The following is a 21,804-nucleotide window of genomic DNA, read 5'->3' on the forward strand; positions in this document are numbered from 1 at the left end:
GTGTGGCAAGCCCCTCGCCACATATGCCCGCTCCCACAGGGTTTTGTGTGGAGCTAAAGATCTGCGCAACACCCCCTACCAACGCACCCCACACCCTCCTTCGAAAGTAGCATTCGGTCATCTCATCCCCCGTGCATTAATGGACTTACCGGAATTGTCCGGCACAAGAAGAGGATTGCCCCATGTGGAATAAACCCGCGTTTACCGATCTGCGCATTGGCTTCGAAGTGACGATGTATTTCGCCAACCGTTGATTGATCGCCCGGTCGGCCGTCGCGTTGGCCGGGCCTGCCTTCTGGAGCCATCCCATGCACATCCGTGTTCTCGGTTCCGCCGCCGGCGGTGGTTTTCCGCAATGGAACTGCAACTGCCGCCAATGCGCGGCTATGCGCCACGGCAACCTGCGCGCACAACGCCGCACGCAGTCGTCCATTGCCCTGAGCGACGACGGTGTGGAGTGGGTGCTCTGCAATGCTTCACCGGATATTCGCGCGCAACTCGAAAGCTTTCCGGCGATGCAACCGGCTCGACGCCTGCGCGACACGGCGATTGCCGGCGTCGTTCTGCTGGACAGTCAAATCGACCATTGCACCGGGCTGTTGAGCCTGCGCGAAGGCTGTCCGCATTCGGTCTGGTGCACTGAGCGGGTTCACGAAGACCTGAGCAGCGGCTTTCCCTTGTTCACCATGCTCAAACACTGGAACGGTGGCTTGCAGTGGCAACCCATCGAGCTGGATCGCGAGCCATTCAGCATCGCGGCCTGCCCACACCTGCAGTTTCGCGCGATTCCGTTGGTCAGCAATGCACCGCCGTACTCGCCCAATCGCGGCAATCCGCAACCGGGCGACACCATCGGCCTGTTCATCGAAGACCTGCGCAGTGGTGCATCGGTTTTCTATGCCCCGGGGTTGGGACAGGTCGACGCCGAGGTATTGAGCTGGATGCAGCGCGCCGACTGCCTGCTGCTGGACGGCACGCTGTGGCGCGACGATGAAATGCGCGTGTGCGAAGTCGGCCAGAGCCTGGGCCGCGAAATGGGCCATCTGCCACAAAGCGGCCCCGGCGGCATACTCGACGTGCTGGAGGGCTTCAATCGCCAGCGCAAGGTGCTGATCCACATCAACAACACCAACCCGATCCTCGATGAAGACTCGGCCGAGCGCGCCTTGTTGGAGCGGCGTGGGATTGAAGTGGCTTATGACGGCATGAGTATTGAGCTGTAGCGGAGGCCCCATCGCGGGCAAGATCAGACACCGCAGAACCCAACGGTTATTCCCCGGAGAACCGCAATGACTGACACTCCCATGACCCCCACCCAATTCGAAGCAGCCCTGCGCGCCAAGGGTGCCTATTACCACATCCACCACCCGTTCCACCAAGCCATGTACGCCGGGCGTGCCACCCGCGAGCAGATCCAGGGCTGGGTCGCCAATCGCTTCTATTACCAGGTGAACATCCCGCTCAAGGATGCCGCCATCCTCGCCAACTGCCCGGACCGCGACGTGCGCCGGGAATGGCTGCAGCGGATCCTCGACCATGACGGCGTCCCCGGCAGTGAAGGCGGCATCGAAGCGTGGCTACGATTGGGCGAAGCCGTGGGGCTGGATCGTGAACAAATCCTCTCGCAAGAGCTAGTGCTGCCGGGCGTACGTTTTGCCGTGGACGCCTACGTCAATTTCGCCCGTCGCGCTTGCTGGCAAGAAGCGGCCAGCAGCTCGCTGACCGAATTGTTCGCGCCACAAATCCACCAGTCTCGGCTCGACGCCTGGCCCACCCATTACCCATGGATCGATCCGGCCGGTTACGACTATTTCCGTACGCGTCTGAGCCAGGCCCGGCGCGATGTCGAGCATGGTTTGCGCATCACCCTGGCGCACTACGTCACGGTCGAAGGCCAGCAACGCATGCTGGAGATTCTGCAGTTCAAGCTCGATGTGCTGTGGAGCATGCTCGACGCGATGAGCATGGCCTACGAGCTGGATCGCCCGCCGTATCACACCGTCACCACCGAGCAGGTCTGGCACCGGGGGATCATCCTGTGAGCCTGATCGAACAGCAACCCGGCCCACCGCTGTGGTTGCTGGCGGAGCTGACCTATCGCTGCCCGCTGCAATGCCCGTATTGCTCCAACCCGCTGGACTTCGCCCAACAGGGCGAGGAGTTGAGCACGGAGGAATGGATTCGGGTGTTCCGCGAGGCGCGGGAGATGGGCGCTGCGCAACTGGGTTTTTCCGGGGGCGAGCCGTTGGTGCGCCAGGACCTGGCCGAGTTGATCAAGGCCGCGCGGGACATGGGTTACTACACCAACCTGATCACCTCAGGCATTGGTCTGACCGAACAGAAGGTCCGCGACTTCAAGATCGCCGGGCTGGACCATATCCAGATCAGTTTTCAGGCCGCCGATGAACAGGTGAACAACCTGCTCGCCGGCTCGCGCAAGGCTTTTACCCAGAAACTGGCCATGGCCCGGGCGGTGAAAGCCCAGGGCTACCCGATGGTGCTGAACTTCGTCACCCATCGGCACAACATCGACCAGATCGCGCAGATCATTGAACTGTGCCTGGAGCTGGAGGCGGATTTCGTCGAATTGGCGACGTGCCAGTTCTACGGTTGGGCCGAGCTCAACCGCGTCGGCCTGTTGCCGACCCGCGAACAGTTGCAGCGCGCCGAGCGCATCACCAATGAATACCGCCAGCGGCTTGAGGCCGAGGGCCACCCGTGCAAGCTGATTTTCGTGACCCCGGATTACTACGAAGAACGCCCCAAAACCTGCATGAATGGCTGGGCCAACTTGTTTCTCGACATCACCCCGGACGGCACGGCGTTGCCTTGTCATAGCGCCCGCCAGTTGCCGGTGCAGTTTCCGAACGTGCGCGAGCACAGCCTCGACCACATCTGGAACGACTCCTTCGGCTTCAACCGTTTTCGCGGCGATGACTGGATGAAAGAACCGTGCCGTTCCTGCGATGAAAAGCACAAGGACCTCGGCGGCTGCCGCTGCCAGGCGTTCATGCTCACCGGCGATGCCAGCAACGCTGACCCGGTGTGCAGCAAGTCGCCGCACCACGACGTTATTCTCAAGGCCCGGGACGAAGCCAACGCGCCGGGGCAGGGCATGGAGCACCTGACCTTGCGCAATGAAAAGGCTTCGCGGCTGATCTATCGTGGATGAATCGTGAGCTGACACAAATCCCTGTGGGAGCTCCCACAGGAATCTTCGGTGTCCCCGGGGCGGGCTGCCATCCATTGGTCTGATTGCATTCGCAGCCGGATGCTTTAGTGTGGACTTTACCTTCCAAAACAATAAAAGCAGGCTTTCCAATGAGCCAGAATCTCAGCCAGCTGCGTAAATTCGTTTCGCCTGAAATCATCTTCGGTGCCGGCTGTCGGCACAACGTCGGTAATTACGCCAAGACCTTCGGCGCCCGTAAAGTGCTGGTGGTCAGCGACCCCGGGGTGATTGCCGCCGGTTGGGTCGCCGATGTCGAGGCCAGCCTGCAAGCCCAGGGCATTGATTTCTTTTTGTATAGCGACGTTTCGCCCAACCCGCGGATCGAAGAGGTCATGCTCGGCGCCGAGCTGTACCGGGAGAATCACTGCGATGTGATCGTGGCGATCGGCGGCGGCAGCCCGATGGATTGCGGCAAAGGCATCGGCATCGTCGTCGCCCACGGACGCAACATCCTCGAATTCGAGGGCGTGGACATGTTGCGCATGCCCAGCCCGCCGCTGATCCTGATCCCGACCACCGCTGGCACTTCGGCCGACGTGTCGCAGTTCGTGATCATCTCCAATCAGCAAGAACGCATGAAATTCTCCATCGTCAGCAAGGCCGCAGTGCCGGACGTGTCGCTGATCGACCCGGAAACCACCCTGAGCATGGACCCGTTCCTGTCGGCCTGTACCGGCATCGACGCGTTGGTCCATGCCATCGAAGCCTTTGTCTCCACCGGTCACGGGCCGCTCACCGACCCTCATGCGCTGGAGGCGATGCGGCTGATCAACGGCAATCTGGTGCAAATGATCGCCAACCCCAGCGACATCGCCCTGCGGGAAAAAATCATGCTCGGCAGCATGCAGGCCGGGCTGGCGTTCTCCAACGCGATCCTTGGCGCGGTGCATGCGATGTCCCACAGCCTCGGCGGCTTCCTCGATCTGCCCCATGGTCTGTGCAATGCGGTGTTGGTGGAACACGTGGTGGCGTTCAACTACAGCTCGGCGCCGGAGCGCTTCAAGGTGATTGCCGAGACCTTCGGTATTGATTGCCGTGGCCTCAATCATCGGCAGATTTGCGGGCGTCTGGTCGAACACTTGATCGCCCTCAAACACGCCATCGGCTTCCACGAAACCCTGGGCCTGCACGGGGTGAGTACGGCGGACATTCCGTTCCTGTCGCAACATGCCATGGATGACCCGTGCATCCTTACCAACCCGCGCGAATCCAGTCAGCGCGACGTCGAGGTCGTCTATGGCGAAGCCCTCTGACGAGCAACAACGGGCGCTGGCCGGGTTACTCGGCTTAGGCAACCACTCGGCGCGCAAGAGTCATTACCCGGAACTGGCCGCGCGCCTGGATGAACTGGAAACCGAACGCAACCGCTACAAATGGCTGTTCGAAAACGCGGTACACGGGATCTTCCAGGCCAGCCTGCAGGAAGGCATGCGCGCCGCCAACCCGGCGCTGGCGCGGATGCTCGGCTATCAGGACCCTCAGGACGTGCTGTTTTCCCTGACGGACTTGGCCGGCACGCTGTTCGTCGGCGGGGCGCAAGAGCTGGAAAGCATCGGCGAAATGCTTCAGCGCGAAGGCAGCTTGTTAGGTTATGAAACCCAGCTGCGGCGCAAGGACGGCAGCGTCCTCGACGTATTGATGAACTTGCTGCTCAAACCGGATCAGGAAGGTTTGGTGGAGGGCTTTGTCGCCGATATCACCGAACGAAAACTCGCTCAACAGCGCCTGCAACAACTCAATGACGAACTGGAGCAGCGGGTCACCGCGCGCACCAACGAGTTGCTGGACGCCAACCGCAATCTGCAACAGCAGATCACCCAGCGCAAACAGATCGCCGAAGCCTTACGCGATGCCCGTGATGCCGCCGAGGCGGCCAATCGCAGCAAGGACAAATACCTCGCGGCCGCCAGTCACGACTTGCTGCAACCGCTCAATGCCGCGCGTTTGCTGATCTCGACCTTGCGCGAACGCAAACTGCCCGACGTCGAGCAGGTGCTGGTGGAGCGCACACATCAGGCGCTGGAAGGGGCCGAAGACTTGCTCACCGATCTGCTGGATATTTCCCGGCTCGATCAGGCCGCGGTGAAGCCGGACATTGCCCTGTACCGCCTCGATGAATTGTTCGCGCCACTGGTCTCGGAGTTTCAATCGGTGGCCGCGGCAGCCGGGTTGAACCTGCGGGTGCGCATGGGCGATTACGCCATTCATACCGACTTGCGCCTGATGACCCGAATCCTGCGCAACTTCCTCAGCAATGCCTGCCGTTACACCGACGAAGGCTGCATTCTGCTGGGGGCAAGACGCCGGGGCGATGCGCTGCGTATCGAAGTCTGGGACACCGGGCGCGGGATTCCTGCGGATCGTCTTGACTCGATCTTCCTCGAATTCAACCAACTGGATGTCGGGCGCGCCGCCGATCGCAAGGGCGTGGGCCTGGGACTGGCGATTGTCGAACGCATCGCGAAGATCCTCGACTACAAGATTCAGGTGCATTCGCGGCCGGGGCGCGGTTCGATGTTCAGCATCGAAGTGCCGATTTCCCATGAGATTCCACTGCCGATCAGTCAGGTCGCGCCGCAGCCGAGTACCGGCAACCCGCTGCCGGGCCGACGTCTGTTGGTGCTGGACAATGAAGTCAGCATTCTTGAAAGCATGAGCGCGCTGCTCGGGCAGTGGGGCTGCGAGGTGGTCACGGCCACCGACGAGGCCACCGCGTTGGTGGCTTTGCAGGGACAGGCGCCGGAACTGATTCTGGCGGACTATCACCTCGACCACGGGGTGGTGGGCTGTGAAGTGGTTCGGCATCTGCGCGAGCATTTCAACCAGACGATTCCGGCGGTGATCATCACCGCCGACCGCACCGATCAGTGTCGGCGCTCATTGCAGCGCCTCGACGCGCCGCTGCTGAATAAACCAGTGAAGCCCGGCAAGTTGCGCGCGGTGTTGAGTCAGCTTTTGGCGTAGCGATCTTTCAGGCGGTAATCATCGGGGGCAGGGTGCCCAGTAGCGAAACCGCGCCCACCGCGCCAATGCCCAGTAACCACTCCAGTACGACGCTGGTATGCAACAAGTCCGGACGCTGCTGGCAATCCTTGATCCGCAGCCGATTGAACAGTGCCAACCCCAACATCCCGACCACCAACACAACCTTGATCAACAGGATCAGCGCAAACCCCGATAGCAACGGCATTGGCCAGAACATGCCGGTCAATACCCGCACGTTGATCAGCCCGGTCATCACCAGTCCCGCCACCAAGGCGTAACCGATCCCGCTGAAGCGTTGCAGTATCGCGCTCAAGGGATGATCAATCGGTTGGCGCAGGATTATCACCAGCAACATCAACCCGCCGAGCCAGGCGCCGACGCAGGCCAGGTGAATGATCTGGTTGAGGATCAGCCATTGACCTTGCAAGCCATCGAGCATGGCGCCATGACCGACCGGCGCCAGCGTTGCCAGCAGCAGGCTGGAAAGGCTGATGCGCCAAAACGTACTGGAACGCCAAGGCGTCAGCAGCAGGGCCATGAGCAACAGATTGAGCAGCAGATGCCAGCGCCAGACCTGACCGAAAAAGGTATTGCTCAGCACCAGGCCTAGCGTCGCCGGATCGAATGCCGCGTCCGCGGAGCCGGCCATGCTGGCGGTGATCAGCAGCAACCAGCCGACGCCACTGATTAACGCCATAGCGGTAAGCCAGCGGGTCACTCGCGCCAGCGGCGGATCCAGCCACGCGGTTTCACGGCCCAACAGCAGAGGCCTGAACACCCAGGCCCCGAACAGCATCAGCACCATGGTGAAATGCACAAAGCGGCACAGCACCAACGCATCGGTCATGAATTACTGACCTACCTTGAAGCGATAGGCGCCTTCGCTTTTATGGGTGTCGACCGACACCGCGTGCCATTCGACTTTGTAATCGCCAGCGGCCAACGGCGCGGCCGGAGTGACGATCAGGGTTTTCTTGTCGCTGCCTTCGGTGGCGAGTTTTTTTACCGGGACGTCGGCGCCGTCCTTGCTGATCGTCACTTTGGTGAACGTCGCTTCAATCCCTTCAGAAAACTTCAGACGCAGTTCCGATGGCGCGCTGACGGTGCTATCGGCCGCCGGGGTCTGGCTTTTCAGGTGCGCGTGGGCAAACACTGACGAGGCGGCGAACAGCGAGCCGAGAAGGGCGGTGGTGGTCAGGGCGTTCTTGAGCAGCATCGTGAAGACCTCGGAGGCAGTTTCAAAGAGGCGGCCAGTTTACCTGTCGCTGGAGCGCTGTACGAAGTTTCGTTTTCCCCTGTCGCCCGATCCAGAGCGGATGCTAGTCTTGATCAATGCTGTTGTCAGGGAGCCCTCATGGGCAATCACAAGATCGAGATTCGTCGCAGTAACGTCGAAAAAATCCTGCTGGGGGCCGAAAAAGTCTTCGCCGAAAAAGGTTTCGGCAGCACCGCCATGGCCGACATCGCCGCCGAAGTGCAACTGCCGCGTTCCAACCTGCATTACTACTTCAGCACCAAGAGTGAGCTGTACAGCGCGGTGCTCCTGGGTTTGCTGGAGGTCTGGAAGAAGGACGCCCTGTGCTTCGAGACGTTCGACGACCCGCGTGTGGTGCTCAGCAGCTACATCCGCGCCAAGATGAATCATTCCCGCAGCCGGCCGTACGGTTCGAAAGTCTGGGCCAACGAAATCATCCACGGCGCGCCGACACTGGGTGAGAAACTGGACGCCAGCCTGTACGACTGGGCCAAGATGAAAGAAGCGAAAATTCGCCAGTGGGTGGAAGACAAACGCATCCTGCCGGTGGAACCTTCCAGCCTGCTGTACATGATCTGGGCCTCGACCCAGCACTACGCCGACTTTGACCACCAGGTGAATATTCTTAACGATCACCAGCCGCTGTCGGACATGCAGTTCGAGCGGGCGGTGCAGACGGTGACCAGTGTGATATTGCGTGGGATCGGGTTGGAGCCATAAGTCAAAAGATCTTCAACGATCAAACAGCAACATGGTACGGATTCCTCGGATCATGGTCCCAATCCAGAAACGGCTTGCCGGTCTCCATCGGCACCATCTCGATGCAATCCTGCACCGGGCAGGTGATCTGGCACAGGTTGCACCCCACGCACTCATCATCGATCACTTCATATTTATGCGTCCCGTCCGCCTGCTTAAGGCTCGCAATCGCCTGGTGCGAGGTGTCTTCGCAAGCAATGTGACAACGACCGCAACCAATGCACGCCTCCTGATCAATCTTCGCAATTACCTGATAGTTCATGTCCAGGTACTTCCAGTCCGTGGTATTGCCCACTGCTCGCCCGGTAAACTGCGACACGCTGGCGTAGCCCTGACTGTCCATCCAGCGTGATAAACCGTCCTTCATCTCCTCGACAATCCGGAAACCATGCAGCATCGCCGCCGTGCACACCTGCACCGCGCCGCTGCCCAGCGCAATGAATTCCGCCGCATCGCGCCAACTGCCAATCCCGCCAATGCCACAGATAGGCAAGCCTTGGGTCTGCGGATCGCGGGCGATTTCGGCGACCATGTTCAGCGCAATCGGCTTCACCGCCGAGCCGCAATAACCGCCATGGGTGCTTTGGCTGCCGACGGCGGGATTGGCGACCATGCGTTCCAGGTTGACGCTGGTGATCGAGTTGATGGTGTTGATCAGCGACACCGCATCAGCCCCGCCCCGGTAAGCGGCACGGGCGGCGACGCGGATGTCGGTGATGTTCGGCGTGAGCTTGACGATCACTGGCAGCGAGCAATAAGTCTTGCACCAGCGGGTGACCTGTTCGACGTATTCCGGCACCTGGCCGACCGCTGCGCCCATGCCCCGTTCCGGCATGCCGTGGGGGCAGCCGAAGTTCAGTTCGATGCCATCGGCTCCGGTGGCTTCCACCAGCGGCAGGATGTTTTTCCACGACTCTTCGACACAGGGCACCATCAGCGACACGATCAGCGCACGGTCCGGCCAGTCCTTTTTGACCTGGGTGATTTCCCGCAGGTTGATGTCCAGCGAACGGTCGGTGATCAGTTCAATGTTGTTAAAACCAAGCACCTCCCGATTAGCCCCGAAGTGCGCCGAGTAACGCGACGACACGTTGACCGCCGCCGGGTCCTCACCCAGGGTTTTCCAGACCACGCCGCCCCAGCCAGCCTCAAACGCGCGGACCACGTTGTAGGCTTTGTCGGTCGGCGGCGCGGAAGCCAGCCAGAACGGATTGGGGGCTTTGATGCCGGCGAAAACAATCGAGAGATCGGCCATTTACGCAGCCTCCACGTTGAGCATGAGTTGAGCGTTGATGGCCTCGGCGGCCAGCTTGCCGTGCTGCACGGCCTGCACGGTGAGGTCCTGATCGAGGCTGGTGCAGTCGCCGCCGGCATACACCCCGGGAATGCTGGTGCGCAGCTGTTCGTCGACGAGGATGCGATCGCCCTGACGCTTGAGTTCACGGGCCAGCGGATCGGCGAGGGCGCTGCCGTCGAAAGCCTGGCCGATGGCTTTGAAGATCGCATCGGTGGCCAGTTCGAAGGTTTCGCCGGTGGTTTGCAGGCGACCTTCCACCAACCGGGTGCGAGCGAAGCGCATGCCGCGCACGTTGCCCTGATCGTCGAGCAACACCTCTTCGGGTTGCGCCCAAGTCAGCAGGCGCACCTGATTGGCTTTGGCGATGTCCTGTTCGTGATCGGTGGCGCCCATGTCCTCGGCGCCACGGCGGTACACCAGATTCACGTCGCGAGCGCCGAGGCGGGCCATTTGCACGGCCATGTCGATGGCGGTATTGCCGGCACCGAGGACGATGCAGTGCTCGGCCAGTGGTAGTTGCGTCAGGTCATCGGCCTGGCGCAGTTCGCGGATGTAGTCGGTGGCGGCGAGCAGGCCGGGGGCATCCTCGTGGGCTAGCCCCAACTGTTTGCTGGCGGCCAGGCCAAGACCGAGGAACACCGCGTCGAATTGCTGATGCAGTTCAATGAGGGTCAGGTTGTCGCCGAGCTTCTGCCCGTGGCGAATCTCGATCCCGCCAATCCCCATCAGGAACTCAAGCTCCTTCTGCGCGTAATCGTCCACCAGTTTGTACTTGGCGATTCCGTATTCGTTGAGGCCGCCAGCCTTTTCCCGCGCCTCGAAAATCACCACGTCGTGGCCGTGCATCGCGCTGCGGTGCGCACAGGACAAACCGGCCGGGCCGGCACCCACCACGGCAATGCGCTTGCCGGTTGCGGCGGCGCGCTGGAACGGGTGTTCGCTGAAGTGTGCGTTGTCCACGGCGTAGCGTTGCAACAGGCCGATCAGCACCGGCGCGCATTCCTGAGCGTTGTTGCGCACGCAGGCTTGCTGGCACAGGATCTCCGTCGGACAGACCCGGGCACAACTGCCGCCGAGAATGTTGGCCGAGAGGATTTTCTGCGCGGCGCCCTGAACGTTTTCCTGATGGATATTGCGAATGAACGACGGAATATCGATGTCGCTCGGACAGGCATTCACGCACGGCGCGTCGTAGCAATACAGGCAACGCGAGGCTTCCAGATGCGCCTGACGGTCGTTGAGTGGCGGCGCCAGATCGGTGAAATGACCGGCGAGGGCGGCCGCGTCCTCTTGGGGATGTGGGAGATGGTTCAAAGTCTTGATCACGGTGTTGACCTCACGGTTATTTGAGGTACTGCCTCTGGTGAGCTGATCGTTCCCACGCTCTGCGTGGGAATGCCTCAAGGGACGCTCCGCGTTCCAATGGGACGCAGAGCGTCCCGGGCTGCATTCCCACGCAGAGCGTGGGAACGATCATTGGTAAAGTCAGCGTTTCACGGCCGTCGGCTTGTTCTTCTCAGCCCGCTTGCTCAGCAAATCAAACACCGCCGGATACGCCGGCCGTTCGACGTACCGACCGGCACCAGGCTCGGCCCGTAAATCGCCATCGACCCACACCACTCGGCCCTGGCTAACCGTGTGGCTCGCCACGCCGTGCACGGTCTTGCCTTCGAAGATGTTGAAGTCGACTTGCTGGTGATGGGTCTTGGCTGAAATCGTCCGCGTGCCTTCCGGGTCCCACAGCACCAGATCGGCATCGGCGCCAACGCGAATGGCACCCTTGCGCGGATAGAGGTTGAAGATCTTCGCGGTGTTGGTGGAGGTGAGGGCAACGAAGTGCTGCATCGACAAGCGCCCGGTATTCACCCCTTCATCCCAGAGCACCGCCATCCGGTCTTCGATGCCGGCGGTGCCGTTGGGGATCTTGCTGAAGTCGTCACGGCCGGCGGCTTTTTGCTCGGCGCAGAAGCAACAGTGGTCGGTGGCGGTGGTGTGCAGGTTGCCCGACTGCAGGCCATGCCAAAGGGCTTCCTGATGGCCGCGAGGACGGAAGGGCGGGCTCATCACATAACCGGCGGCGGTCTGCCAGTCCGGGTGTTGGTAAACGCTGTCGTCCAGCAGCAGATGCCCGGCCAGCACTTCGCCGTAAACCGGTTGGCCCTTGCTGCGTGCATAGGTGATTTCGTCGAGGGCTTCCTGGGTCGAAACGTGTACCAGATACAGCGGCGTGCCGAGGGTTTCGGCGATGCGGATCGCCCGGCTCGCAGCTTCGCCTTCCACCTGCGAAGGCCGCGACAGCGGGTGCGCTTCCGGCCCGGTCATGCCCTGGGCCATCAACTTGCGTTGCAGGTGATAGACCAGCTCGCCGTTTTCCGCGTGCACGGTCGGCACTGCGCCCAATTCCAGGCAACGTTCGAAACTCGCCACCAGCGTATCGTCGGCGGCCATGATCGCGTTCTTGTAGGCCATGAAATGCTTGAAGCTGTTGACCCCGTGATGGCTGACCAGCTCAGCCATTTCCTCGCGGACCTGCTCGCTCCACCAAGTAATGGCGACGTGGAAACCGTAGTCCGACGCCGACTTCTCCGCCCAGCCGCGCCATTGATGAAATGCCTCCATCAACGATTGCTGTGGGTTGGGAATCACGAAGTCGATGATCGAGGTGGTGCCGCCGGCAAGCCCTGCAGCGGTGCCGCTGAAAAAGTCTTCGCTGGCCACGGTGCCCATGAAGGGCAACTGCATATGAGTGTGCGGGTCGATGCCGCCGGGCATCAGGTATTGACCGCTGCCGTCGAGCACTTCGGCATCGGCGGGAACATCGAGGTTTTCACCGATGGCTTTGATCACGCCCTCGGCGCAATAGACGTCGGCGCGATAACTTTCATCATGGGTAATAACGGTGGCGCCACGGATCAACAGAGACATTCCGAGTTCCTCGCAGGCATTGACCGACTGAGGCCGGTTCTAAATGTTTTATAGGTAGCAGACGCCAATTGGTGTATTCCTGTCAGCGCTGTCAAGAATAGACGCTAGCTGCAGTTCGTCGATTGAGCAAGCATATTTTTTATAAGCTTATTACCGTTTTAATTTATTGAAAAATAAAGAAAAAAACTGAAAATCACCAAAATGGTGAGGTCTCTCACCATTTTGACGCACTTGACAGGTTCCAAAAATAGACGAGATTTTCTATGAGAAATCAGCCGTTTGAGGAGGGTCTATGGTTGAGGTCGCAGTCTTTCAAAAAAGATCGACGCACCAGATTGAGTCCTGACTGTTCGGACAACTTGCCTGACATTCGGCCTGAGTGGCACGGCAACTCACCCGCGGATTCAATAGTTGGATAAATAAAGCTGATTAACATCAGTTGGTTAGCGAAATTTCATGGCACTGCATGATGCGTAAGCGGGGCACCCGGCACGTTTATTGATGCCGCCGCTGACACCTTGGCCGTCCCTGAAAGTTGTCAGTTTCTCCGGCCATCGTCCGGCTCGCGCGCCTCGCGCCAGCCCCCGATGAGCAAAAATAATCAAAAGAATAATGGAGCGGCCATGCAACAGATCAGATCGCAAGTGACCGAGCGCGACGGCTTGTTCGAGCTCGAAGCCGGCAGCGATGTCCTCGACAGTCCCCGTTACAACCACGACATGGCACCGACCAAGGTGCACGAGCGAACCTGGAACAAATGGCACATCACCGCCTTATGGGTCGGCATGGCGATCTGCGTGCCGACCTACACCCTCGGCGGCGTGCTCACTGCCTACTTCGGCCTGACCGTCGGCGAAGCGCTGCTGGCGATTCTGTTCGCCAACATCATCGTACTGATTCCGCTGACCCTGAACGCCTTCCCCGGCACCCAATACGGCATCCCATTCCCGGTGTTGCTGCGCTCGTCCTTCGGCATCCTCGGCTCCAACATTCCGTGCTTGATCCGTGCCCTGGTGGCGTGCGGCTGGTTCGGCATCCAGACGATGTTCGGCGGGCTGGCGATTCACCTGTTTCTCGGTTCGGTGTTCGATGACTGGAAAGCCCTCGGCGGTACCGGTGAAGTCATCGGTTTCATGCTGTTCTGGGCCTTGAATCTGTGGGTGGTGATTCGCGGCGCGGACTCGATCAAATGGCTGGAAACCCTTTCGGCGCCGTTGTTGGTGCTGGTGGGCGTGGGGCTGTTGGTGTGGGCGATGCCGAACATATCGATGAACGAATTGATGGCGATCCCGGCCAAGCGTCCGGAAGGGGCCAGCGTGGTCAGTTACTTCGCCGCTGGACTGACTGCGATGGTCGGGTTCTGGGCCACCTTGTCGCTAAACATTCCGGACTTCAGCCGCTATGCGAAAAGCCAGAAGGATCAGATCGTCGGGCAGATCATGGGCTTGCCCCTGACCATGTTCCTGTTCGCCTCCCTTGGCGTGGTAATGACAGCCGCTTCGGTAAAGCTGGTGGGCGTCACGGTTTCTGATCCGGTCACCCTGATTGGCCATATCCAGAGCCCGGTCTGGGTTGCACTGGCCATGGCGCTGATCATCATCGCCACGTTGTCGACCAACACCGCGGCCAACATCGTTTCGCCGACCAACGACTTCCAGAACGTTGCGCCCAAGATCATCAACCGCACCAAAGCCGTAATCCTCACGGGGCTGGTCGGATTGGCGCTGATGGCCCATGAACTGTTGAAGAAGCTGGGGCTGATCGTTTCGGATTTGAGCCTGGAAACGGTGTATTCCAACTGGCTGCTGGGCTATTCGAGCTTGTTGGGCCCGATCGCCGGAATCATGGTGGTGGACTATTTCCTGATCAAGAAGCAGCAACTGGATTTGGCTGGCCTTTATCGTGACGACGTTTACCCAGCGTGGAACTGGCTCGGCTTCATCGCGTTCGGCGTGCCGGTGGCGTTGACGCTGCTGTCGCTGGGCAGCGATGCGTTCAGCTGGTTCTACAGCTACGGCTGGTTCACCGGCTCGGTCCTTGGTGGGCTGATCTATTACGGATTGAGCGTGATGCGGCCGACCCCGTCAGTCGCGAAGTCCACGGTTTGATCGTACCCACGCTCCGCGTGGGAATGCAGCCCGGGACGCTCCGCGTCCCAGAAGCGGACGCAGAGCGTCCACGGATGAATTCCCACGCAGAGCGTGGGAACGATCAGAAGAAAAACTGAGGAGATCACCATGAACGCTGCCATAGATGTTCTGCAGTCCACCCACCAGCACATCAACCGCGACCGTCTGTGGCAGTCGCTCATGGACCTGGCCAAACTCGGTGCCACGGTCAAGGGCGGCGTCTGCCGGCTGGCCCTGACCGACCTCGACCGCCAGGCCCGGGACATTTTCGTGAACTGGTGCGAGGAAGCCGGCTGCACCGTTAGCATCGACGCGGTCGGCAACATCTTCGCCCGGCGTCCGGGGCGCAACCCGAACCTGCCGCCGGTGATGACTGGCAGCCACATCGACACTCAACCCACCGGCGGCAAGTTCGACGGCTGCTTCGGCGTGCTGGCCGGGGTCGAAGTCTTGCGCACCCTCAATGACCTGGGCGTGGAAACCGAAGCGCCGCTGGAAGTGGTGGTCTGGACCAACGAAGAAGGCTCGCGCTTCGCCCCGTGCATGATGGGCTCTGGCGTGTTCGCGGAAAAATTCACCCTCGAAGAAACCCTGGCCAAGGTCGATGCCGAGGGCGTAACCGTCGGCGAAGCCTTGAATGCCATTGGCTATGCCGGCCTGCGCAAAGTCAGTGGCCACGCCGTCGGTGCGTATTTCGAAGCCCACATCGAGCAAGGCCCGATTCTTGAGGACGAACACAAAACCATCGGCGTGGTCATGGGCGCCCTCGGGCAGAAATGGTTCGACCTGAAACTGCGTGGCGTCGAAGCCCACGCCGGCCCGACACCGATGCACCTGCGCAAGGATGCTCTGGTCGGCGCCTCGGTGATCGTCGGCGCGGTCAATCGCGCCGCCCTCGGCCATCAACCCCACGCTTGCGGCACCGTCGGCTGCCTGCAAGCCTACCCCGGCTCGCGCAACGTGATTCCCGGCGAAGTGCGCATGACCCTGGATTTCCGTCATCTGGAACCGGCGCGACTCGATTCAATGATCGCCGAAGTTCGCGAGGTCATCGAAACCACCTGCGAGGAACACGGCCTGACGTTCGAACTGACCCCGACCGCCGATTTTCCGCCACTGTACTTCGACAAGGATTGCGTCGAAGCAGTACGCGGTGCCGCACAAGGATTGGGTTTGTCGCACATGGACATCGTCAGCGGAGCAGGGCACGACGCGATCTTCCTCGCCGAACTCGGCCCGGCCGGGATGATCTTTGTGCCTTGCGAAGGCGGCATCAGCCACAACGAAATCGAAAACGCCGCGCCGGACGACCTGGCTGCCGGCTGTGCGGTGTTGTTGCGGGCGATGCTGGCGGCTTCGGATGCGATTGCCAGTGGTGAACTTGCGGTCTGACGATCTTTGGGTCTTTTGGTCCCGGCGGCCGCTTCATTCGCACTATCAGAACCTCCAACGGTCGTAATCTTCACAGGGCAGCGCGTCAGTGCGCCGCCGCCATCGTGGAGATCCAATGAGCCAGGACGTCCTGACCACCGAAACCAATCGCCGTCAGTTGCAGCAGATCATCGCCGGCCTGTCCGAGGGGGTGATTCTGCTGGAGCTCGACCAGACCATTCTCTGGGCCAATGACGCCGCGCTGGCCATGCACGGCGTCAGTCGGATCGGTGAGCTGGGCGCCAATGCCCAGGAGTACGTGAATCGGTTTGCCTTGCGCTATCGCAACAATCACCCGGTAGCGACGCAGAATTATCCCATCAGCCGTGTTGCCCGCGGCGAGGTGTTCAGCGATGTGCTGGTTGAATTGACACCGGTGGAAAACGACGAGCGCACCTGGGTCCACAGCGTGCGCAGCATGGTACTTGCCGACCGCGCTGGCGAGCCGGAGTCTTGGGTGCTGATCATGAACGACGTCACCGAATGGGCCAGCGCCGAGCAGCGTTTCGAAAAGACCTTCAATGCCAACCCCGCCCCGGCAGTGATCTGTCGCCTCAGCGATTTGCGCTACATCAAAGTCAATCAGGGTTTCCTGGAAATGACCGGCTATGCCCGAGATCAGGTGATCGGCGTTTCGACCTATGAACTGGACGTACTGGAGCGTGCGGAAAACAAGGATCTGGCCAAGCAGTGTTTGCGTGACGGGGCAACCATTCCGCAGATGCAGGCCGAACTGCAATTGCCCGACGGTGGCAGCAAACAAGTGATCGTTGCCGGGCAACCGCTTGAGCTCAACGATGAAGATTGCATGCTGTTTTCTTTCGTCGACATGGAGCTGCGGCACAAGGCTGAAATTGCCCTGCGCCAGAGCGAAGAACAGTTCGCCAAAGCTTTTCGCCTCACCCCGGTGCCGATTCTGGTGTGCAGTGCCGACGATCAAGTGGTGATGGATGTCAACGAAGCTTTTCTCGATACCCTCGCGTACCTCAGTGAAGAGGTGGTCGGCAAGACCGTGGCGCAACTCGGTTTCATTGATGATGCGCAGGCCCGAACGCGACTGTTTGCGGCCCTGGAGAAAACCGGGCGCGTTGATCGCATTGATGTCAGGGTGCGCAGGAAGGACACCGGATCGATCGATTGCGCGGTCTCGGCGGACACCGTAAACATTCGAGACGGCACTTGTTATCTGCTGGTGTTGATGGACATTACTGAGCGCAAACGCACCGAGCTGGAACTGGTCTCGGCGATCGAAGAGGTGATGAAGGATGCTTCCTGGTTCAGCCGCACGCTGATCGAAAAACTGGCCAATGTGAAGAACGTCAATTCGCCGCAGTTGCCCAGTGTGTCGTTCACCGACCTGACCGCCCGGGAGCGCGATGTGCTCGGCCTGATCTGTGAAGGCTTGGCCGACAAGGAAATCGCCGCGCGCCTGAAACTGGCGCCTAATACGGTGCGCAATCATGTTTCGACGGTGTATTCCAAACTCGACGTGCACAGCCGGAGTGAGGCGATAGTATGGGCCCGCGAACGGGGTTTGTTCTCCGGCGAGAGCCGTTCCAAGGGTGGAAGTTAAGGTGCAAATGCACTAGAGGCAGTGGTGCAATTTCATGTGTTGGTCGCAGGAGGCTTTTTCTAGGCTGTCAGGGTGCGATACGTGGCTTCGGTCAGTGTCGCGTCCTCTTTGACGCCGCTAAAGGAACTGCCACATGAGTGCAAATAAATCAGCAATGCAGTCGATTTTCTGCCGTCGCCCAGGTGAATCGGGATGATTTGTTTGACGCAATTGCGTATGCAACTGGAACGGAGTTTTTCCCCATTGGCCTGTGAGTGTGCGCTCACAGGGGGTAATTCGTTGACGGTGAAGCTTTATCATCCGACTACGGGACAGGTGGATCTGGTCGTCAGTGGGTTGAGTGTGGCGACACTCCGCACGCCAGAGGCGCTGGCGGGGCTGATTGAAGAGTTGCGCTATGAGCTTGAAAGTAGCGGCCTGCATCGGTCCAGCGCTTTATAGGAAGCGTAAAAGGATACGAGCTGATTTTTCCAGGATCGGTCCATGGATTTTGTAGGGCTGTTCTGTTGTCACAAAGGTGTCGATCACTTATCGCGGGTCAGTCTATGAACATTCTTGGGAAACGCGTTTTTTCGCCACTGCCGCTCGCACTCAGTGCAGCGATTCTCGGCGGTTGTGCCAGTCCGCCGCCTCCACCCCCCGCTACGCCACCACCGCCACCGGTTCGTACCTGTCAGACCTCCGAAAACACCGATGTGCAGGGTGATATGAGGGTTGAAGGGCAGGTGACCCGGACCACGACCCTGACCCGTTGCGTGACTCAATAGGCCTGACAAGGCTGCAACGTAATGGCGTTTCGGTGTTTCGCCAGTGGCCCTTTGGCCACTGGCGAAGATGGCCGGTTCGTCCTCCGATTAAACAAAAAGGCAGCCCTGAGGTATTCCTGAGGCTGCCTTTTCTTATCTGCAAGAACAGATCAGGACAAGAACCCGCCATCCACATTCAACGAAACCCCAGTCGTGTAGCTCGAAGCATCACTCGCCAGGTACAACACCGCACCGGCCATTTCACTCGGATCCGCCACACGCTTGAGCGGAATCTGCTGCAGCGCGGTTTTCAGGATGGCGTCGTTCTTCACCAGCGTCGAAGCGAATTGGGTGTCGGTCAGCCCTGGCAGCAGCGCGTTGCAACGGATGCCAAACTGCGCACACTCCTTGGCGAAGACTTTGGTCATGTTGATCACCGCTGCCTTGGTCACCGAGTAGATGCCCTGGAAGATCCCCGGCGAGATACCGTTGATCGAGGCAACGTTGATGATGCTGCCGCCGCCGTGTTCGCGCATCAGCTTGCCGGCTTCCACCGACATGAAGAAGTAGCCACGAATGTTCACGTCGACGGTTTTCTGGAAGGCGCCGAGGTCGGTGTCCAGGACGTTGCAGAACTGCGGATTGGTCACGGCGTTGTTGACCAGAATGTCCAGGCGCCCGAACTGTTCGCGAATGCCGACGAAGACTTGGGTGATCTGTTCCATTTCACCGATGTGGCAGGCGATTGCGGTGGCCTTGCCGCCGGCGGCGTTGATTGCGTCAGCGACGTGCTGGCAGCCTTCGAGTTTGCGGCTTGAGACGATGACGTGGGCACCTTGCTGCGCCAGCAGTTTGGCGATGGCTTCACCGATACCGCGGCTGGCGCCTGAGACGAAAGCGATCTTGCCGTCGAGGTCGAACAACTGAGTCCTGGACATGATTTTTCCTTGTTTTGGGGCCCGATCAGCGGTCGTGATCAGAGGCTGGATTTCGAGATGACTTGCAGGCTCATCTGCTCCAGCAGTGTGTTCATGTGAATGAACTGTGCGAAGCGTTTGTCCTGGGTCTGACCCTGGAAGAAGCGGTAGTAGATCTGCTGCACGATGCCGGCCAGACGGAACAGGCCGTAGGTGTAGTAGAAGTCGAAATTGTCGATCTGGATGCCCGCGCGCTCGGCGTAGTAATCGACGAACTCACGGCGGGTCAGCATGCCGGGGGCATGGCTTGGCTGGCGGCGCATCAATTGCACCGGCGCCGGGTCGTCGGCTTCGATCCAGTAGGCGAGGGTGTTGCCCAAGTCCATCAGCGGGTCGCCGAGGGTGGTCAGCTCCCAATCCAGCACGCCGATGATCTGCATCGGGTTCTCGGGGTCGAGGATCACGTTGTCGAAGCGGTAATCATTGTGGACGATGCTCGATGTCGGGTGATCGGCTGGCATTTTGTCATTGAGCCAGGCCTTGACCGCTTCCCACTTCGGCGCATCCGGGGTCAGGGCCTTTTCGTAGCGCTCGCTCCAGCCTTTGATTTGTCGCGCGACATAACCTTCGGGTTTGCCGAGGTCGCCCAAGCCACAGGCCTTGTAGTCGACCTGATGCAGTTCCACGAACTTGTCGATGAAGCTTTTGCACAGGGTTTCGGTCTTCGCTGAATCAAGGCCCAGTTCCGGCGGCAGTTCGGCGCGCAGGATGATGCCCTTGAGCCGTTCCATCACATAAAACTCGGCGCCGATTAGCGATTCGTCGGTGCAGTGCACGTAGGCTTTGGGGCAATAAGGGAAACAGTCCCGCAGCTGATTGAGAATGCGAAATTCGCGGCCCATGTCATGGGCAGACTTGGCCTTGTGACCGAACGGTGGCCGACGCAGGACGAATTCCTGTTCGGGGTATTCCAGCAGGTAAGTCAGGTTCGACGCACCGCCCGGAAACTGGCTGATTGTCGGCAAACCGCTCAGGCCAGGAATGTGCGCCTTGAGGTACGGATCGATCAGGCTGGCATCGAGTTCTTCGCCGGAGCGGATACGGGTGGACTGATCAGTAAGCGCCATGCTTATCCCTTCTGCTTATTTTGGAGGCCAGACATCATTGGCTAATCTAAGGGGGCGCCGGGGTGGCCACAAGCGCGGCACGGTCTTATAGGCTAGCGTGTTGCTGGATAATCAGCGCGCCTGATTCGCGCGATCAAACGGTGGGAGTGGGCTTGCTTGCGATATAGATAAGGCTTCAGCAGGATCACTCCAGCGCTTGAACCAGCAGCGTACCTTTGTACGTTCTTTAGGGATTGTGCCGGGTGGCTGCCGTCGGCGGTGGTAAAGCAATCGGGGTCAGGACCGGTTGACCGGAAAAAAACGCCGTCAGGTTCTTGCCGACCAGTTCCACGGTGCCTTGGGTGGCTTCCGGGGACAATCCGGCGACATGCGGGGTCAGAATTACGTTGGCCAACCTCTTCAGAGCGTCCGGCACCTGGGGTTCGTTATCGAAGACATCCAGCGCGGCACCGGCGATCCGTCGCCGTTCCAGCGCGCTGATCAGGTCTGCCGTGACGATCACGCTGGCCCGCGCGATGTTGACGATAAATCCGTCGGGCCCCAAAGCGTCGAGTACCTGCCTGTTGATCAAGTGTTGGGTGCCGAGCCCGCCGGGTGCGGCAATGATCAGGAAATCCGAGTGGCGTGCCAGTTCGACCGGTGTCGAGCAGAAGCTATAGGGTACGTCGCTGCGATGCTGGCGGTTGTGGTAGCTCACGCTCATGTCGAAGCCGTTGGCGGCCCGTTTGGCGATCGCGATGCCGACGGCCCCAAGGCCGAGGATGCCCAGGCGTTTGCCGGCCAGGGAAGGGCGCATGATTTTCGGCCACTCGCCCCGACGCACGGCAGCATCGGCCCGAGGGATATCCCGCACCAGTGCCAGCAGCAACGCCATGGCATGGTCGGCGACAGAAGAGGCATTGACGCCGGCCCCATTGGTGACGGTGATGCCGCGGTCGGCGGCGGCTTGCAAGTCGACATGCTCGTAGCCGGCGCCGATCACGCAGATGATTTTGAGATTGGGCAGGGCGGCAATTTCATTGGCGTGCAGGCCCAATGGGCCGCGCGTCAGCACCGCATCGATCTGACCGCCCTGTCGGGCAATGGCTTCGGCGCGCTCGGACGGGGTCGGGGCGAGGATCAGATAAAACCCCTGACGTTCGAGAATCGGCAGGTATTCATTGATGGTTTCAACCAGTACCAGAACAGTTGCGGTCATGCTGGGCTCCTGCGGGCAGCGGAATATCGGGTGCTCGAACGTCGCTTCAGATTGCTGACTCCAGAGCGGTTTGGCAATGGCCAGGGGTTTTGGCTCCCGGTGGCGAAGCCTGCGATCCTTCTAATGACAACACTAGATCAGTGCGAGGCAGATGGTGGGAGTTTGTCCACTATCCGTAGGAGCGAGCGGTGCGGCGATCCGACTTGCCCGCGAACCAGTCGCCCCGGTCC

19 protein-coding genes are annotated in these 21,804 nt (G+C 60.2%); 11 read left to right on the plus strand and 8 right to left on the minus strand.

The features are described from left to right. Positions 1 to 182: 182 nt before the first annotated feature. The 6 genes from pqqA (at position 183) to LOY56_RS11400 (ending at position 6,196) form a co-directional block, all read left to right on the plus strand. Positions 183 to 254: a pyrroloquinoline quinone precursor peptide PqqA gene (gene pqqA / locus LOY56_RS11375; RefSeq protein WP_010455123.1), complete on the plus strand. Its 72-nt coding sequence runs from the start codon at positions 183 to 185 to the stop codon at positions 252 to 254. A gap of 54 nt (positions 255 to 308) precedes the next feature. Next, a complete protein-coding gene (pqqB, locus tag LOY56_RS11380; protein ID WP_258621819.1) occupies positions 309 to 1,223 on the plus strand; it encodes a pyrroloquinoline quinone biosynthesis protein PqqB in 915 nt (304 codons plus the stop codon). Positions 1,224 to 1,289: 66 nt separating this feature from the next. Continuing rightward, on the plus strand, positions 1,290 to 2,042 hold the full coding sequence (pqqC, locus tag LOY56_RS11385; RefSeq protein ID WP_258621820.1) for a pyrroloquinoline-quinone synthase PqqC: 753 nt from the start codon (positions 1,290 to 1,292) through the stop codon (positions 2,040 to 2,042). Next, positions 2,039 to 3,172, plus strand: coding sequence for a pyrroloquinoline quinone biosynthesis protein PqqE (gene pqqE, locus LOY56_RS11390; RefSeq protein ID WP_258621821.1), 1,134 nt, complete (start codon positions 2,039 to 2,041; stop codon positions 3,170 to 3,172). The genes pqqC and pqqE overlap by 4 nt, the downstream gene beginning before the upstream one ends. A 149-nt stretch (positions 3,173 to 3,321) precedes the next feature. Then, positions 3,322 to 4,485: an alcohol dehydrogenase-like regulatory protein ErcA gene (gene ercA, locus LOY56_RS11395; RefSeq protein ID WP_258621823.1), complete on the plus strand. Its 1,164-nt coding sequence runs from the start codon at positions 3,322 to 3,324 to the stop codon at positions 4,483 to 4,485. Further along, entirely contained in the window at positions 4,469 to 6,196 is a 1,728-nt protein-coding gene (locus LOY56_RS11400; protein ID WP_258621825.1) for a NahK/ErcS family hybrid sensor histidine kinase/response regulator, read from the plus strand. The genes ercA and LOY56_RS11400 overlap by 17 nt, the downstream gene beginning before the upstream one ends. A 7-nt stretch (positions 6,197 to 6,203) precedes the next feature. Here LOY56_RS11400 and copD read toward each other — a convergent pair whose 3' ends face one another. Both copD and copC read right to left on the minus strand, forming a co-directional pair. Continuing rightward, positions 6,204 to 7,064 (minus strand): copper homeostasis membrane protein CopD, encoded by an 861-nt coding sequence (gene copD / locus LOY56_RS11405; protein WP_258621827.1) that lies wholly within the window; start codon positions 7,062 to 7,064, stop codon positions 6,204 to 6,206. Between the two features lie 3 nt (positions 7,065 to 7,067). Next, positions 7,068 to 7,433, minus strand: a complete 366-nt coding sequence (copC, locus tag LOY56_RS11410; RefSeq protein WP_258621829.1) for a copper homeostasis periplasmic binding protein CopC — start codon at positions 7,431 to 7,433, stop codon at positions 7,068 to 7,070. A 138-nt stretch (positions 7,434 to 7,571) separates the two neighbouring features. Here copC and LOY56_RS11415 point away from each other — a divergent pair, with 138 nt between their 5' ends. Continuing rightward, a complete protein-coding gene (locus LOY56_RS11415; RefSeq protein WP_258621831.1) occupies positions 7,572 to 8,192 on the plus strand; it encodes a TetR/AcrR family transcriptional regulator in 621 nt (206 codons plus the stop codon). Between the two features lie 19 nt (positions 8,193 to 8,211). On the opposite strand, the gene preA is transcribed toward LOY56_RS11415, so the two are convergent. From preA to hydA, 3 genes are all read right to left on the minus strand, one after another. Next, a complete protein-coding gene (gene preA, locus LOY56_RS11420; RefSeq protein ID WP_258621833.1) occupies positions 8,212 to 9,486 on the minus strand; it encodes an NAD-dependent dihydropyrimidine dehydrogenase subunit PreA in 1,275 nt (424 codons plus the stop codon). Then, on the minus strand, positions 9,487 to 10,854 hold the full coding sequence (locus LOY56_RS11425; RefSeq protein ID WP_258621835.1) for an NAD(P)-dependent oxidoreductase: 1,368 nt from the start codon (positions 10,852 to 10,854) through the stop codon (positions 9,487 to 9,489). It lies immediately after the preceding gene. Positions 10,855 to 11,013: 159 nt separating this feature from the next. Then, positions 11,014 to 12,453: a dihydropyrimidinase gene (gene hydA / locus LOY56_RS11430; RefSeq protein ID WP_258621837.1), complete on the minus strand. Its 1,440-nt coding sequence runs from the start codon at positions 12,451 to 12,453 to the stop codon at positions 11,014 to 11,016. A gap of 623 nt (positions 12,454 to 13,076) precedes the next feature. Between hydA and LOY56_RS11435 the strand changes: the two genes are divergently transcribed. The 4 genes from LOY56_RS11435 to LOY56_RS11450 all read left to right on the plus strand — a co-directional run bounded on the left by LOY56_RS11435 (position 13,077) and on the right by LOY56_RS11450 (position 18,027). After that, a complete protein-coding gene (locus tag LOY56_RS11435; RefSeq protein WP_258621839.1) occupies positions 13,077 to 14,561 on the plus strand; it encodes an NCS1 family nucleobase:cation symporter-1 in 1,485 nt (494 codons plus the stop codon). A gap of 129 nt (positions 14,562 to 14,690) precedes the next feature. After that, positions 14,691 to 15,974, plus strand: a complete 1,284-nt coding sequence (locus LOY56_RS11440) for a Zn-dependent hydrolase (protein ID WP_258621840.1) — start codon at positions 14,691 to 14,693, stop codon at positions 15,972 to 15,974. A 115-nt stretch (positions 15,975 to 16,089) separates the two neighbouring features. Further along, positions 16,090 to 17,586 carry a helix-turn-helix transcriptional regulator gene (locus LOY56_RS11445; protein ID WP_258621842.1) on the plus strand — a complete coding sequence of 499 codons (1,497 nt, stop codon included), beginning with the start codon at positions 16,090 to 16,092 and terminating at the stop codon, positions 17,584 to 17,586. A 192-nt stretch (positions 17,587 to 17,778) separates the two neighbouring features. Beyond that, a complete protein-coding gene (locus tag LOY56_RS11450; RefSeq protein WP_258621845.1) occupies positions 17,779 to 18,027 on the plus strand; it encodes a DUF1652 domain-containing protein in 249 nt (82 codons plus the stop codon). A gap of 475 nt (positions 18,028 to 18,502) precedes the next feature. Here the strand turns inward: LOY56_RS11450 and LOY56_RS11455 are convergent, their stop codons facing one another. The 3 genes from LOY56_RS11455 to LOY56_RS11465 all read right to left on the minus strand — a co-directional run bounded on the left by LOY56_RS11455 (position 18,503) and on the right by LOY56_RS11465 (position 21,574). Next, the gene (locus LOY56_RS11455) at positions 18,503 to 19,270 is read right to left on the minus strand and encodes an SDR family oxidoreductase (protein WP_258621847.1); all 768 of its coding nucleotides are present in this window, start codon (positions 19,268 to 19,270) and stop codon (positions 18,503 to 18,505) included. Positions 19,271 to 19,308: 38 nt separating this feature from the next. Beyond that, positions 19,309 to 20,376, minus strand: coding sequence for a phosphotransferase family protein (locus tag LOY56_RS11460; RefSeq protein WP_258621849.1), 1,068 nt, complete (start codon positions 20,374 to 20,376; stop codon positions 19,309 to 19,311). Between the two features lie 226 nt (positions 20,377 to 20,602). Then, entirely contained in the window at positions 20,603 to 21,574 is a 972-nt protein-coding gene (locus LOY56_RS11465; RefSeq protein ID WP_258621851.1) for a 2-hydroxyacid dehydrogenase, read from the minus strand. Positions 21,575 to 21,804: the final 230 nt, after the last annotated feature.

This window comes from Pseudomonas sp. B21-048 (assembly GCF_024748615.1).
Classification (GTDB): Bacteria; Pseudomonadota; Gammaproteobacteria; order Pseudomonadales; family Pseudomonadaceae; genus Aquipseudomonas.